Here is a 13,713-nt window from a genome sequence, read left to right on the forward strand (position 1 = left end):
GCGTGTCGGACAGGCCCTAGTGCGGTGCCCCGCGCCACCCGGAGACCGGGAGCGCGAACTTGGCGACGAGCCGGTCGGTGAAGGACGCGTGGTGCAGCCGGGCGAGCCGCACCGGAACGGCCCCGCGCCGCACCTCGACCCGCGCGCCCGGCGGCAGCTCCACCGTGCGCCGCCCGTCGCACCACAGCACGCCCGGCGGGATGTGCGGCAGCACCTCCACGGCGAGCACCGAGTCCGGCGAGGTGACCAGCGGCTTGGCGAACAGGGCGTGCGCGCTGATCGGCACCATCAGCAGCGCCTCGACCTCGGGCCAGACCACGGGCCCGCCCGCGGAGAAGGCGTACGCCGTCGACCCGGTCGGGGTCGCGCAGACGATCCCGTCGCAGCCGAACCCGGTGACGGGCCGCCCGTCGATCTCCAGCACCACTTCGAGGAGCTTCTCGGCGGACACCTTCTGCACGGCCGCCTCGTTCAGCGCCCAGTCGGTGTGCACGATGTCGCCGTTGCGGTGCACGACCACGTCGACCGTCATGCGTTCCTCGACCTCGTAGGCCTTGGTGACGACCCGGTCGACGACCTTGTCCAGGTCGTCGCGCTCGGCCTCGGCGAGGAAGCCGACCCTTCCGAGGTTGACGCCGAGCATCGGCACGCCGGAGGCGCGGGCGAACTCGGCGCCGCGCAGCAGCGTTCCGTCACCGCCCAGGACGATGAGCAGCTCGCAGCCGTCCAGGCACTGCGGAGTCGCCTCCTGGACCAGCTCCACCTCGTCCGGCAGCGGCAGGTCGGCGGCCTCGGCCGCGAGGACCCGTACGCCGATCCCGGAACGCAGCAGCCCCTGGACGACCAGTTCGGCGCTGCGGATGGCTGCCGGCCGCCCGGTGTGGGCCAGCAGGAAAACAGTACGAGCTCGGGTCTGTGTCAACGGGGGCCCTCCGCCACTGCACGGTCAACGTCGGCCGGGTCGAGTTCGGGTGCCCCGGCACGCAGCCACAGAAAGTACTCGACGTTGCCCGACGGTCCGGGCAACGGGCTCGCTGTCACGCCCTTCACTCCGAGCCCCAGCTCCCGGGCTCTCGCCGCCACGCCGCGCACGCTCTCGGCGCGCAGCTCCGGACTGCGCACGACACCGCCGCTGCCCAGCCGGTCCTTCCCCACCTCGAACTGCGGCTTGACCATCATCACCAGGTCGGCATCCGGCGCCGTGCACCGCGCGAGGGCGGGCAGCACCAGTCCGAGCGGGATGAAGGACAGATCCCCGACAACAAGGTCCACGGGCTCCCCATCGATCGCCTCCAACGTCAACTCGCGTACGTTCGTACGGTCCTTGACGGTGACGCGTTCATCGCTCTGGAGAGACCACGCGAGTTGTCCGTATCCGACGTCCACGGCGACGACGTGGGCGGCGCCCGCGCGCAGCAGTACGTCGGTGAAGCCTCCGGTGGACGCGCCGGCGTCCAGCGCCCGCCGTCCCTCGACCTCCAGGCCCTGCGGCCCGAAGACGGCGAGCGCGCCGGCGAGCTTGTGCCCGCCGCGCGAGACGTAGTCGGGGTCGCTGTCGTCCTTGCTGACCACGATCGCCGCGGCGGTCTCGACCTGTGTGGCGGGCTTGGTCGCGAGGGTCTTGCCCACGCTGACCCTGCCCGCGGCGATCAGCTGTCCGGCGTGCTCGCGCGAGCGGGCGAGCTTCCTGCGGACCAGCTCGGCGTCGAGGCGGCGGCGTGCCACTCCTGCCACGTTCGGTTCAGCTCCTGCGGTCGTACGGCGATGGAAAAGGCTGCCCGGAAGGTTCTCCGGGTGCCCCGAAGGATCTCATTGGGGGGCGACGGCCGGGCGGCCGCCGGGAGCCGGGGCCCCCGGACGGACGTCGAGCGCGGTGAGCGCGTCGCGCAGCCCCCGGTGGACATCCTCGTACACCTCGAGGTGTCCGTCCGTGGCCAGGTGGTCGGCGTCGGCCAGCCGGCCGAGCCCCGCGTCGACGCCCGCGTCGCCCGTCGGGACCCGCGGGACGTTCAGCGGGGCGGGCGCGGCGGGGTCGTGCGCGGGTTCCGGCTCCGCCTCCGCGGACGGGAGGGGATCCCCCGCGGTCACGGCCTCGGGGAGCTCTCCCTCGGGGACTGAGACGTTCATGCCCCGACGCTACCGCGAAGGGCTGCGGTACCGTCGATCGCGATGGCGACGACTGAGGAGTGCCGCGCCGCACTCGACAAGCTTTCGGACAACATGGCGGGCGCCGACGGGAACGTACGCGCCGCGGCGGCCCTGGACCGCTCGCTGAGCTGCCGCATCACCGACCTGGACATCACCTTCGTCGGCCGCCTCAGGGGCGGCCGGATCGAGGTGCTCGACACGCTCCAGGGCCCGCCGCCCGAGCGGGCCCAGATCCGTCTGACGATGAAGGGCGACGACCTGGTGTCGATGGTGAACGGCGAGCTGAACTTCGCCAAGGCCTGGGGTTCGGGCCGGGTGAAGCTGGAGGCGGGCCTGCGCGACCTGCTGCGGCTCAGGACCCTGCTCTGAGCGGCCCGCCGCGGCTCGGAACCCCTCGGTGAGCGGCCCGCCGCGGCTCAGGACCCCTCTGCGGCCGCCGCGGCGGCGCGCGCCCTGGCCTTGCGCGCCGCGGGCACCACGAGCGGTGTCCCGGTCTCGGGGTCGTCGATGACCTGACAGGGCAGCCCGAAGACCTCCTCGACCAGCTCGGCCGTGACGATGTCGTTCGGGGCCCCCTCCGCGATGACCTCGCCGCCGCGCAGGGCGATCAGATGGGTGGCGTAGCGGGCCGCGTGGTTGAGGTCGTGCAGTACGGCGACCAGGGTGCGGCCCTGCGTCTCGTGGAGTTCGGCGCACAGGTCGAGGACGTCGATCTGGTGCTGGATGTCGAGGTAGGTCGTCGGCTCGTCGAGCAGGAGCAGCGGGGTCTGCTGCGCGAGCGCCATCGCGATCCACACGCGCTGACGCTGGCCGCCAGACAGTTCGTCGACGTAGCGGTCGGCGAGTTCGGCGACCCCGGTGGCGGCCATCGACTCCTGGACCACCCGCTCGTCCTCCGCCGACCACTGGCGCAGCAGTCCCTGGTGCGGGTAGCGGCCCCGGCCGACGAGGTCGCCGACCGTGATCCCGTCCGGCGCGATCGACGACTGCGGCAGCAGCCCGAGGGTGCGCGCCACCTTCTTCGCGGGCATCGACTGGATCGCCTGTCCGTCGAGCAGCACCCGCCCGGCCGAGGGCTTCAGCATGCGGGAGAGGGCGCGCAGCAGGGTGGACTTGCCACAGGCGTTCGGGCCGACGATCACCGTGAAGGAGTGGTCGGGAATCTCCACCGACAGCTTCTCCGCGATGACGCGCTGGTCGTAGCCGAGGGTGACGTTGTCGGCGGACAGGCGGTTCACAGTGCTCCTTGGGGTGTTCTCGTGCGCCCGGTCGTCCGCACGCGCCGCGTTCTTCGGTCCTGGCACGGCCGGCCCCACCGCGCCGCTCGCGGCCGGGTCCGCCGGGCCGCTCATATCCGGCCCGCCTTGCGCTCGGTGACCAGCAGCCACAGCAGGTAGACGCCGCCGAGGACGCCGGTCACGACGCCGACCGGCAGCTGGTCGGCGCCGAAGGCGCGCTGCGAGGCCCAGTCCGCGACGATGAGCAGGGTGGCGCCCATGCACATCGAGGGCACCAGGTTCGGTCCGGGCGACCGGGTGAGCCGCCGGGCCAGCTGCGGGGCGGTGAGCGCAACGAAACCGACCGGGCCCGCGGCGGCGGTGGCACCCGCGGTGAGCAGCACGGCGGCCACCATCAGCAGCAGCCGCGTCCGCTCGACGCTCACTCCGAGGGCGTACGACACGTCGTCGCCCATCTCCATCATCCGCAGCCCGCGCGCGTTGCCGAGGACGAGGGGGACGAGGACGGCGCACATGATCAGCAGGGGCCAGACCTGAGCCCAGTCCCGGCCGTTGAGGGAACCGGTCATCCAGACGACGGCGCGGGCCGCGTCGACGAGGTCGGCCTTGGTGAGGAGATAGCCGTTGACCGCCGTGGCGATCGCGGAGACACCGATGCCGACCAGGACCAGCCGATAGCCGTGCACGCCCCGCTTCCAAGCGAGCAGATAGATGGCGAGCCCGGTCAGGAGTCCGCCGGCGAGCGCCCCGAGGGCGACCTCGGTCGCACTGCCCGAGAACAGCACGATCATGATGAGCGCACCGGCCGTGGCCCCCTGCCCGAGCCCGAGCACGTCGGGGCTGCCCAGCGGGTTGCGGGAGACGGACTGGAAGAGCGCTCCGGCCAGCCCGAGCGAGGCCCCCACCAGCAGCCCGACGAGAACGCGCGGCAGCCGCAGGTCGTTGACGATGAACTCCTGGCTGGGGTTTCCGTCGCCGGCCAGGGTCTTGAGCACGTCCCCGGCCGGGATCGGGAAGTCGCCGGTACCGATGAGCACCACGCTCGCCGCGGCCGCGGCCACCAGCAGCAGGACGGTCACGGTGAACGCGCGGACGTCGAGGCGGACGGACAGTCCACCGGCGGTGCGCACGGCCCGGACGCGGCGCGCGGGAAGTGCCGGGGCGCCCCGGCCGCGGGCGGTTCGGATGCTTCGGAAACGTGGGGTCGTCACAGCTGCGCCGTCCTCCGTCGCCGTACGAGAAAGATGAAGACCGGACCGCCCAGCACCGCGGTGACGATGCCGACCTGGAGCTCCGCCGGCCGGGCGACCATCCGCCCGAGGACGTCGGCGCCGAGCAGCAGCACGGGCGACAGGACGGTGGCGTACGGCAGGATCCAGCGCAGGTCGGGCCCGGTGAAGGAGCGGACGGCGTGCGGGACCATCAGCCCGACGAACACGATCGGTCCGCAGGCGGCGGTCGCGGCGCCGCACAGCACGGTCGCGGCGGCCATGGACAGCGCGCGGGTCCGGTTCAGGTTCGCGCCGAGGGCGCGGGCGGTGTCGTCGCCCATGGCCACCGCGTTCAGCGGCCGGGCGAGGGCCAGCGCGAGAACGGTGCCGACCGCCAGGAACGGCGCCACCTGCTCGATCGTCGAGTCGGTCGCCGAGGCGAGCGAACCGACCGTCCAGAAGCGCATCTTGCCGAGCGCCACGTCGTCCATGATCATCACGGCCTGCAGATAGCCGTACAGCGCGGCGCTGATGGCGGTCCCGGCGAGCGCGAGCCGCACCGGGGTCGCGCCCCGGCTGCCGCCCAGGAACCAGACGAGCGCCCCGACCGCGGCCGCGCCGAAGAAGGCGAACCAGACGTAGCCGCTCAGCGAGGTGACGCCGAAGTAGGTGATCGCGGTGACGACCGCTGCGGACGCGCCCGCGTTGATCCCGAGCAGCCCGGGATCGGCCAGCGGATTGCGGGTGAGCGCCTGGAGGACGGCGCCGGACAGCCCGAGCGCGGCACCGACCAGCAGCCCGAGCACGGTGCGCGAGATCCGGTCACCGACCACGACGTCCGCGTACGTCCCCGAGTCGTGGAACAGGCCGTGCCACACCTGGTCCAGTGGCAGCGCCTTCGCGCCGACCGCGATGCTCGCCAGCGCGACCAGCAGCAGGACGCCCACGGAGACGAGCAGTCCAAGAGTCCGTATCGCCCGGCGGGTTGGGAGCGCGGGGGCGGTTTCCGCGCACTGTTCAGGAGGACTGTCGACCAACACGAGGTTAGGTTAGCCTACCCTCGCGTCGCCTTTCGATGTGCCCGTACGCCCGCCCCCGCACCGAAGCCCAGGTCAGCCACCGCCGACGGGAGGCGGACGCCGTCACCGATACCGGCGTCCGGTGTCCGGCGCCCGCGCACCCCTCTCACCCGCCCAGGGGCGCTAGAGACCCAGCCGCGCCAGCGCCTTCCCCCCGTCCAGCTCGCACGTGCCATCGCCCGCCGCCGTCCACGCCGCCGCGCACAGGGCCCGCAGTCCGTCCAGGGCCTCGCCCTCGCCCGTCAGTTCCAGTTCCTCGCCGCCCGCCGTCGCCGTCCAGCCGCCGCAACGGAACCCGTCGCCCGCCTCGACGACCTCGGGCTGCCCGGTGAGCATGCCGCGCAGATCGGCGTCGACGTACGTCGGCCGGTGCTGCGGCGGCGCGGCCAGCAGCTGCGCGCCGTCCGTCACTCCGGTGAGGACGAGCAGCGAGTCCACCTCTCCGTTGAACGCGCCCTCGATGTCCGTGTCCAGCCGGTCCCCGACCACCAGCGGCCGCTCGGCCCCGGTCCGCAGGACCGTCTCGCGGTGCATCGGGGGCAGCGGCTTGCCCGCCACCTGCGGCTCGGCGCCCGTGGCGATGCGGACGACCTCCACCGCCGCGCCGTTGCCGGGCGCGATCCCGCGCACGCCCGGAATCGTCAGGTCCGTGTTGGACGCGAACCAGGGAAGCCCCCGCGCGATGGCGTAGGACGCCTCCGCGAAGCGGGACCAGGTCAGATCGGGGCCTCCGTACCCCTGGACGACCGCGACGGGCTCGTCCTCCGCCGAGTCGACCGGCTCCAGCCCGCGCTCGCGCAGCGCGACCCGCAGCCCCTCACCGCCGATGACCAGGACCCTCGCGCCCGCCGGCACCTGCTCGCTGATGAGCCGGGCCACGGCCTGCGCCGAGGTGATGACGTCCGAGGCCTCCGTCGGTATGCCCAGCTCCGTGAGGTGCCCGGCGACCGCGTCCGGGGGGCGCAGCGCGTTGTTGGTGACGTACGCGAGGTGCATTCCGCCCGCCCGGGCCGTCGCCAGCGAGTCCGCCGCGTGGGCGATGGCGTCACCGCCCGCGAAATAGACCACACCGTCCAGGTCCAGCAGCGCGGTGTCGTACGCCTCGCTCAGTGCCTGCCCACTGCCCCCGGGCCGTGTCCTGACGGTCTGGTTCATCGCGCATCGCTCCTCGTTCGATCCCTTTCCCCCGATCATCGCGCATGCCGCCGACGCACTTACGATGCCCCAATGAACTATGCAGGTCCCGAGGCGGGAACACCGGCTGGGAGCGGCCTCGAACTCACCCCGTTCCGAGGCCTGCGCTACGACCCCGACCGGGTCGGCAGCCTGGCCGCCGTGACGTCCCCGCCGTACGACGTGATCGTCCGGCCCGACGGACTGCTCGAACTCGAATCGGCCGACCCGTACAACATCGTCCGGCTGATCCTCCCGCAGGACGGCACCCCCGAAGCGCGCAACCGGCAGGCCGCCGACACCCTGCGCCGCTGGCTGTCCGAGGGCGTGCTGACCACCGATCCCGAGCCGGGCCTGTACGTGTACGAGCAGCGCGATGGCGACCTGCTGCAACGCGGCGTGATCGGCAACCTGCGCCTGTCCGATCCGGCCGACGGAGTCGTGCTCCCGCACGAGGACGTGATGCCGCACGTCATCGCGGACCGCGCGGCCCTGATGCGCGCCACGTCCGCCAACCTCGAACCCCTGCTGCTGACCTACCGCGGCAACGGCTCCGGGTACGGCGCCGCCGCCGTCATCGAACGCACCGCCGCCCTGCCACCGCTGCTGTCCACCACCACCGAGGACGGCATCAGCCATCGTCTGTGGGCGGTCACGGACCCGGCGGAGCTCTCCGAGATCCGCACGGACCTCGGCCGGCACCAGGCCCTGATCGCCGACGGTCACCACCGGTGGGCGACGTATCTGCGTCTACGCGCGGAGCACCCTTCTCCGAGCCCCTGGGACTACGGTCTGGTCCTCCTGGTGGACACCGTCCGTTACCCGCTGCGCGTCCGGGCCATCCACCGCCTGCTGCACCGCCTTCCTATCGCCGAGGCGCTGGCCGCCCTCGGCGACTCCTTCCGCGTACGTCACCTCGACGTGCCCCTCGCCGAGGCGTTGGAGGCGCTCGCCTCGGCCGCGGCCGGGGGGAACGCCTTCCTCCTGGCCGGCGACGGCACGTTCCACCTGATCGACCGCCCCTCCCCGGACCTCCTCGCCCGTACGGTCCCGGCCGGGCACCCGGAGGCCTGGCGCGCGCTGGACGCCACGGTCCTGCACGCCACGCTGCTGGACCACGTGTGGGGCATCCCGGAGGACTCCCCCGCGCACATCGCGTACATCCACGACGCGAGCGCCACGGTCGAGAAGGCGGAGCGCGACGGAGGCACGGCCGTCCTGATGCACCCGGTCCATGAGGAAGTCGTACGCGATCTCGCGCGCCAGGGGGTCACGATGCCGCGCAAGTCGACCTCCTTCGGGCCGAAGCCGGCGTCCGGGCTGGTCCTGCGGGCGCTCACTCCCTGAAGGGGCGCGGTCCCCGCGAACGCCACGTGGGCGGCGGCACACCTTCCGGTGTCCCGCCGCCCACGTGTTTGCGCCGTGGTGTCCGGCGTCAGTCCTGCGGACGCTGAGGAGCGTCGTCCTCGCCCTTGTCCGCGTCGCCCTCGTCACCGAGGTCGTCGACGTCGTCCGTGATCCCGTCCGCGGACCCGGACCCGGACTCGATCTCGTCCTCGTCGTCTTCTTCGTCGTCCTCGTCCGCGTCCTGGTGCTCGTCCTCGGCGCGGACGTCCGTCTCTGCCCCGGCCGCGGCCGTGTCCTCGCTCCCGGCCTCGTCGTCGTCCTCGACGAGGGCGTCGACGAACTCGACGCCGTCCATCTCGGCGAGCCGGTCGGAGGCGTCCGTGCTGCCGTCCTTGTCGGACTCGACGGTCTTGGCGAACCACTCGCGTGCCTCGCCCTCACGCCCGGCGGCGAGGAGCGCGTCGGCGTAGGCGTACCTCAGCCGCGCGGTCCAGGGCTGGACGGAGTTCGAGGCGAGCTCGGGGCTCTGCAGGGTGACGATGGCTGCGTCGAGCTGGTCCATGTCACGCCGGGCACCGGCCGCCACGAGCCGCATCTCGACCTGGCTCGCCTTGTCCAGCTTCTGCACCTCGGGCGCGCCGGCCATCTCCAGCGCCTTCTCGGGCCGGCCGAGGCCACGCTCGCAGTCCGCCATCACGGGCCACAGCTCCACGCTGCCGGTCATCCGGCGGGCGGCGCGGAACTCGGCGAGCGCCTCGCTGAACTTCTGGTTCGCGTACGCGGCGAAACCGGCCGCCTCACGAACGGCGGCGACGCGCGAGGCCAGCCGCAGGGCGATCCTCGAGTACGCGTAAGCGCCCTCGGGGTCCTCGTCGATGAGCCGGGCGACCATCACCAGGTTGCGGGAGACGTCCTCGGCGAGACCCTTGGGCAGGCTCTGGAGCTCCTGCCGCACGTCCTGGTCGATCTCCTCGCCCGTGACGTCGTCCGGGATCGGCAGCCGCTTGATCGGCTCACGGTCCCGGTCCCGCTCGTCGCGGTAACGGCCGCCACCGCGCCGGTCGTCGCCACCGCGGTCGTCGCGGCCACGGAAGCCGCCGGGGCGCCCGCCCCGGTCGTCTCGGCGCGGTCCACCACGGCCGCGGTCGTCGCGTCCCCGGTCGTCACGGCCACGGAAGCCGCCGCCGCTGCCGCCACGGCTGTCGTCGCGACGGAAACCACCACGGTCACCGCTGCCACCGCGGTCGTCACGGCGGAAGCCACCGCGGTCGTCGTCACGACGCGGGCTGTGCGACCGCTCGTCACGCCGGAAGTCACCACGGTCGCCACGGTCATCGCGACGGAAGGGCGGACGGTCGCTGTCCCTGCGCTCGTCACGGCGGAAGTCACCGCCGGCGCCGCGGTCGTCACGACGGAAACCACCGCGGTCGTCGCCCCGACGCTCGTCACGACGGAAGTCACCGCTGCCGCCACGGTCGTCACGGCGGAAGCCACCGCGGTCGTCGTCACGACGCGGGCTGTGCGACCGCTCGTCGCGACGGAAGTCACCACGGTCGCCACGGTCATCGCGCCGGAAGTCACCACGGTCGTCGCGGCCACGGTAGCCACCGCGGTCGTCGTCACGGCGCGGGCTGCTGGGCCGGTCGTCACGACGGAAGGACGGGCGGTCCGCGTCACGGCGGAAGCCGCCACGGTCATCGCCCCGACGCTCGTCACGACGGAAGTCACCACGGTCGCCACGGTCATCGCGCCGGAAGCCGCCACCGCCGCCACCACGGCTGTCGTCACGACGGAAACCACCACGGTCACCACCGCCACCACGATCGTCACGACGGAAGCCGCCGGCACCGCCGCGGTCGTCACGGCCACGGTAGCCACCGCCGCCACCACGGCTGTCGTCACGACGGAAACCACCACGGTCACCACCGCCACCACGGTCATCGCGCCGGAAACCGCCGGCACCGCCACCGCGGCTGTCGTCACGACGGAAACCACCACGGTCGCCGCTGCCACCACGGTCGTCACGGCGGTACCCGCCGCGGTCGTCGTCACGACGCGGGCTGCTGGGCCGATCGTCGCGGTTGAAGGCAGGACGGTCTCCGTCCCTACGGAATCCGCCGCCGCTGCCACCACGGTCGTCGCGACGCGGGCCGCCCTGGCGGTCGTCACGACGGAACGGCGGCCGGCCGCCCCGGTCGCTCTCACGACGGTCGTCACGGCCACGGTAGCCACCGCCGCCGCTGCCACCACGGCTGTCGTCACGGCGGAAACCACCACGGTCACCACCGCGGTCATCGCTCCGACGATCGTCACGCCGGCCGGAGCCACCGCGGTCACTGTCTCGGCGCGGACCGCCGCGGTAGTCACCGCGGTCACCACTGTCACGACGGCGCTGGTCGCGCTCCGGTCGCTCGTCGGGAGAGTTGGTGGACATGGGTGACTCCTGTCTTCGGTACCGCAAGTCATTCTCGCGCAGCCGGGTACCCGGCGCGCTTCGACAAAACAAAAAAGGACCCTTGGTCCCAGCGAGTCGCTGGGACCAAGGGTCCTCCAAATTTAGTTCGGCGGCGTCCTACTCTCCCACAGGGTCCCCCCTGCAGTACCATCGGCGCTGTGAGGCTTAGCTTCCGGGTTCGGAATGTAACCGGGCGTTTCCCTCACGCTATGACCACCGAAACCCTGTCAGACGCCTCGCGATGAAACGAGGCCTCGAACGGGCAGCGAACAAGCACACTTTTCAATTAATTAAGTGGAACTGTTCAGCCAGCACAACCGTTCGCTGTCTGGGAACTACACAGTGGACGCGAGCAACTGAGGACAAGCCCTCGGCCTATTAGTACCAGTCACCTCCACCCGTTACCGGGCTTCCAGATCTGGCCTATCAACCCAGTCGTCTACTGGGAGCCTTAACCCCTCGAGGGGGTGGGAATACTCATCTTGAAGCAGGCTTCCCGCTTAGATGCTTTCAGCGGTTATCCCTCCCGAACGTAGCCAACCAGCCATGCCCTTGGCAGGACAACTGGCACACCAGAGGTTCGTCCGTCCCGGTCCTCTCGTACTAGGGACAGCCCTTCTCAATATTCCTACGCGCACAGCGGATAGGGACCGAACTGTCTCACGACGTTCTAAACCCAGCTCGCGTACCGCTTTAATGGGCGAACAGCCCAACCCTTGGGACCGACTCCAGCCCCAGGATGCGACGAGCCGACATCGAGGTGCCAAACCATCCCGTCGATATGGACTCTTGGGGAAGATCAGCCTGTTATCCCCGGGGTACCTTTTATCCGTTGAGCGACGGCGCTTCCACAAGCCACCGCCGGATCACTAGTCCCGACTTTCGTCCCTGCTCGACCCGTCGGTCTCACAGTCAAGCTCCCTTGTGCACTTACACTCAACACCTGATTGCCAACCAGGCTGAGGGAACCTTTGGGCGCCTCCGTTACTCTTTAGGAGGCAACCGCCCCAGTTAAACTACCCATCAGACACTGTCCCTGATCCGGATCACGGACCCAGGTTAGACATCCAGCACGACCAGACTGGTATTTCAACGACGACTCCCACCACACTGGCGTGCGGCTTTCACAGTCTCCCAGCTATCCTACACAAGCCGAACCGAACACCAATATCAAACTGTAGTAAAGGTCCCGGGGTCTTTCCGTCCTGCTGCGCGAAACGAGCATCTTTACTCGTAGTGCAATTTCACCGGGCCTATGGTTGAGACAGTCGAGAAGTCGTTACGCCATTCGTGCAGGTCGGAACTTACCCGACAAGGAATTTCGCTACCTTAGGATGGTTATAGTTACCACCGCCGTTTACTGGCGCTTAAGTTCTCAGCTTCGCCACCCCGAAGAGTGACTAACCGGTCCCCTTAACGTTCCAGCACCGGGCAGGCGTCAGTCCGTATACATCGCCTTACGGCTTCGCACGGACCTGTGTTTTTAGTAAACAGTCGCTTCTCGCTGGTCTCTGCGGCCACCCCCAGCTCAGAGTGCAAGACTCATCACCGGACGTGGCCCCCTTCTCCCGAAGTTACGGGGGCATTTTGCCGAGTTCCTTAACCATAGTTCACCCGAACGCCTCGGTATTCTCTACCTGACCACCTGAGTCGGTTTAGGGTACGGGCCGCCATGAAACTCGCTAGAGGCTTTTCTCGACAGCATAGGATCATCCACTTCACCACAATCGGCTCGGCATCGGGTCTCAGACTGTGTGAACGGCGGATTTGCCTACCGTTCGTCCTACACCCTTACCCCGGGACAACCACCGCCCGGGCTGGACTACCTTCCTGCGTCACCCCATCACTCACCTACTGCAGGTCTGGTCCGTCGGCTCCACCACTCCCCTTTGCCCGAAGGCTCCGGGGCGGCTTCACGGACTTAGCATCGCCTGGTTCGATGTTTGACGCTTCACAGCGGGTACCGGAATATCAACCGGTTATCCATCGACTACGCCTGTCGGCCTCGCCTTAGGTCCCGACTTACCCTGGGCAGATCAGCTTGACCCAGGAACCCTTAGTCAATCGGCGCACACGTTTCTCACGTGTGTATCGCTACTCATGCCTGCATTCTCACTCGTGAACCGTCCACCACTGCCTTCCGGCGCGGCTTCACCCGGCACACGACGCTCCCCTACCCATCACAGCACCCGTTGGGGCTTATTGCTGCAATGACACGACTTCGGCGGTACGCTTGAGCCCCGCTACATTGTCGGCGCGGAATCACTAGACCAGTGAGCTATTACGCACTCTTTCAAGGGTGGCTGCTTCTAAGCCAACCTCCTGGTTGTCTCTGCGACTCCACATCCTTTCCCACTTAGCGTACGCTTAGGGGCCTTAGTCGATGCTCTGGGCTGTTTCCCTCTCGACCATGGAGCTTATCCCCCACAGTCTCACTGCCGCGCTCTCACTTACCGGCATTCGGAGTTTGGCTAAGGTCAGTAACCCGGTAGGGCCCATCGCCTATCCAGTGCTCTACCTCCGGCAAGAAACACACGACGCTGCACCTAAATGCATTTCGGGGAGAACCAGCTATCACGGAGTTTGATTGGCCTTTCACCCCTAACCACAGGTCATCCCCCAGGTTTTCAACCCTGGTGGGTTCGGTCCTCCACGACCTCTTACAGCCGCTTCAACCTGCCCATGGCTAGATCACTCCGCTTCGGGTCTTGAGCGTGCTACTAAAGGCGCCCTGTTCGGACTCGCTTTCGCTACGGCTTCCCCACACGGGTTAACCTCGCAACACACCGCAAACTCGCAGGCTCATTCTTCAAAAGGCACGCAGTCACGAGGCAAGCACAAGTGCTTGCCCGACGCTCCCACGGCTTGTAGGCACACGGTTTCAGGTACTATTTCACTCCGCTCCCGCGGTACTTTTCACCATTCCCTCACGGTACTATCCGCTATCGGTCACCAGGGAATATTTAGGCTTAGCGGGTGGTCCCGCCAGATTCACACGGGATTTCTCGGGCCCCGTGCTACTTGGGTGTCTCTCCAACGAGCCGCTGACGTTTCGACTACGG

At 69.5% G+C, this 13,713-nt stretch carries 10 protein-coding genes, 2 rRNA genes and 1 pseudogene (1 of these 13 only partly in view); 2 read left to right on the plus strand and 11 right to left on the minus strand.

Features of this window, described 5'->3' with window-relative positions; genetic code table 11:
• Positions 1 to 16: 16 nt before the first annotated feature.
• From ACICHK_RS10360 to ACICHK_RS10370, 3 genes are all read right to left on the minus strand, one after another.
• On the minus strand, positions 17 to 922 hold the full coding sequence (locus ACICHK_RS10360) for an NAD kinase (protein WP_151474651.1): 906 nt from the start codon (positions 920 to 922) through the stop codon (positions 17 to 19).
• Positions 919 to 1,734 carry a TlyA family RNA methyltransferase gene (locus ACICHK_RS10365; protein WP_406836662.1) on the minus strand — a complete coding sequence of 272 codons (816 nt, stop codon included), beginning with the start codon at positions 1,732 to 1,734 and terminating at the stop codon, positions 919 to 921. Before ACICHK_RS10365 ends, ACICHK_RS10360 begins: the two co-directional genes overlap by 4 nt.
• A 75-nt stretch (positions 1,735 to 1,809) precedes the next feature.
• Positions 1,810 to 2,127 (minus strand): hypothetical protein, encoded by a 318-nt coding sequence (locus tag ACICHK_RS10370; RefSeq protein WP_406836663.1) that lies wholly within the window; start codon positions 2,125 to 2,127, stop codon positions 1,810 to 1,812.
• Positions 2,128 to 2,169: 42 nt separating this feature from the next.
• On the opposite strand from ACICHK_RS10370, the gene ACICHK_RS10375 reads away from it, so the two are divergent.
• A complete protein-coding gene (locus tag ACICHK_RS10375) occupies positions 2,170 to 2,517 on the plus strand; it encodes an SCP2 sterol-binding domain-containing protein (RefSeq protein ID WP_406836664.1) in 348 nt (115 codons plus the stop codon).
• A 47-nt stretch (positions 2,518 to 2,564) separates the two neighbouring features.
• On the opposite strand, the gene ACICHK_RS10380 is transcribed toward ACICHK_RS10375, so the two are convergent.
• From ACICHK_RS10380 to ACICHK_RS10395, 4 genes are all read right to left on the minus strand, one after another.
• Entirely contained in the window at positions 2,565 to 3,500 is a 936-nt protein-coding gene (locus ACICHK_RS10380; RefSeq protein WP_406836665.1) for an ABC transporter ATP-binding protein, read from the minus strand.
• A complete protein-coding gene (locus ACICHK_RS10385) occupies positions 3,497 to 4,573 on the minus strand; it encodes an iron chelate uptake ABC transporter family permease subunit (protein ID WP_192582834.1) in 1,077 nt (358 codons plus the stop codon). Before ACICHK_RS10385 ends, ACICHK_RS10380 begins: the two co-directional genes overlap by 4 nt.
• Positions 4,574 to 4,593: 20 nt before the next feature.
• Complete coding sequence (locus tag ACICHK_RS10390) at positions 4,594 to 5,637, minus strand: FecCD family ABC transporter permease (protein WP_406836666.1); 1,044 nt, start codon at positions 5,635 to 5,637, stop codon at positions 4,594 to 4,596.
• A 162-nt stretch (positions 5,638 to 5,799) separates the two neighbouring features.
• Positions 5,800 to 6,831 carry an HAD hydrolase-like protein gene (locus ACICHK_RS10395; protein WP_406836667.1) on the minus strand — a complete coding sequence of 344 codons (1,032 nt, stop codon included), beginning with the start codon at positions 6,829 to 6,831 and terminating at the stop codon, positions 5,800 to 5,802.
• Positions 6,832 to 6,903: 72 nt separating this feature from the next.
• On the opposite strand from ACICHK_RS10395, the gene ACICHK_RS10400 reads away from it, so the two are divergent.
• Positions 6,904 to 8,196, plus strand: a complete 1,293-nt coding sequence (locus tag ACICHK_RS10400; RefSeq protein ID WP_406836668.1) for a DUF1015 domain-containing protein — start codon at positions 6,904 to 6,906, stop codon at positions 8,194 to 8,196.
• Positions 8,197 to 8,284: 88 nt separating this feature from the next.
• On the opposite strand, the gene ACICHK_RS10405 is transcribed toward ACICHK_RS10400, so the two are convergent.
• The 4 genes and pseudogenes from ACICHK_RS10405 to ACICHK_RS10420 form a co-directional block, all read right to left on the minus strand.
• On the minus strand, positions 8,285 to 9,151 hold the full coding sequence (locus ACICHK_RS10405; RefSeq protein WP_406841189.1) for a hypothetical protein: 867 nt from the start codon (positions 9,149 to 9,151) through the stop codon (positions 8,285 to 8,287).
• Positions 9,152 to 9,331: 180 nt separating this feature from the next.
• Positions 9,332 to 10,630: pseudogene (locus tag ACICHK_RS10410) on the minus strand (hypothetical protein); the annotation flags it as partial.
• 125 nt (positions 10,631 to 10,755) lie between these two features.
• Positions 10,756 to 10,872 (minus strand): 5S ribosomal RNA (gene rrf / locus ACICHK_RS10415).
• Between the two features lie 137 nt (positions 10,873 to 11,009).
• Positions 11,010 to 13,713, minus strand: a 23S ribosomal RNA gene (locus tag ACICHK_RS10420) (it continues 418 nt past the right edge of the window).

This window comes from Streptomyces sp. AHU1, assembly GCF_045343905.1.
GTDB lineage: Bacteria > Actinomycetota > Actinomycetes > Streptomycetales > Streptomycetaceae > Streptomyces > Streptomyces triticiradicis.

Coding starts and splice junctions, on each gene's coding strand:
- ACICHK_RS10370 (WP_406836663.1), bottom strand. CDS start 2,127: ATGAACGTCTCAGTCCCCGAGGGAGAGCTCCCCGAGGCCGTGACCGCG.
- ACICHK_RS10375 (WP_406836664.1), top strand. CDS start 2,170: ATGGCGACGACTGAGGAGTGCCGCGCCGCACTCGACAAGCTTTCGGAC.
- ACICHK_RS10380 (WP_406836665.1), bottom strand. CDS start 3,500: ATGAGCGGCCCGGCGGACCCGGCCGCGAGCGGCGCGGTGGGGCCGGCC.
- ACICHK_RS10395 (WP_406836667.1), bottom strand. CDS start 6,831: ATGAACCAGACCGTCAGGACACGGCCCGGGGGCAGTGGGCAGGCACTG.
- ACICHK_RS10400 (WP_406836668.1), top strand. CDS start 6,904: ATGAACTATGCAGGTCCCGAGGCGGGAACACCGGCTGGGAGCGGCCTC.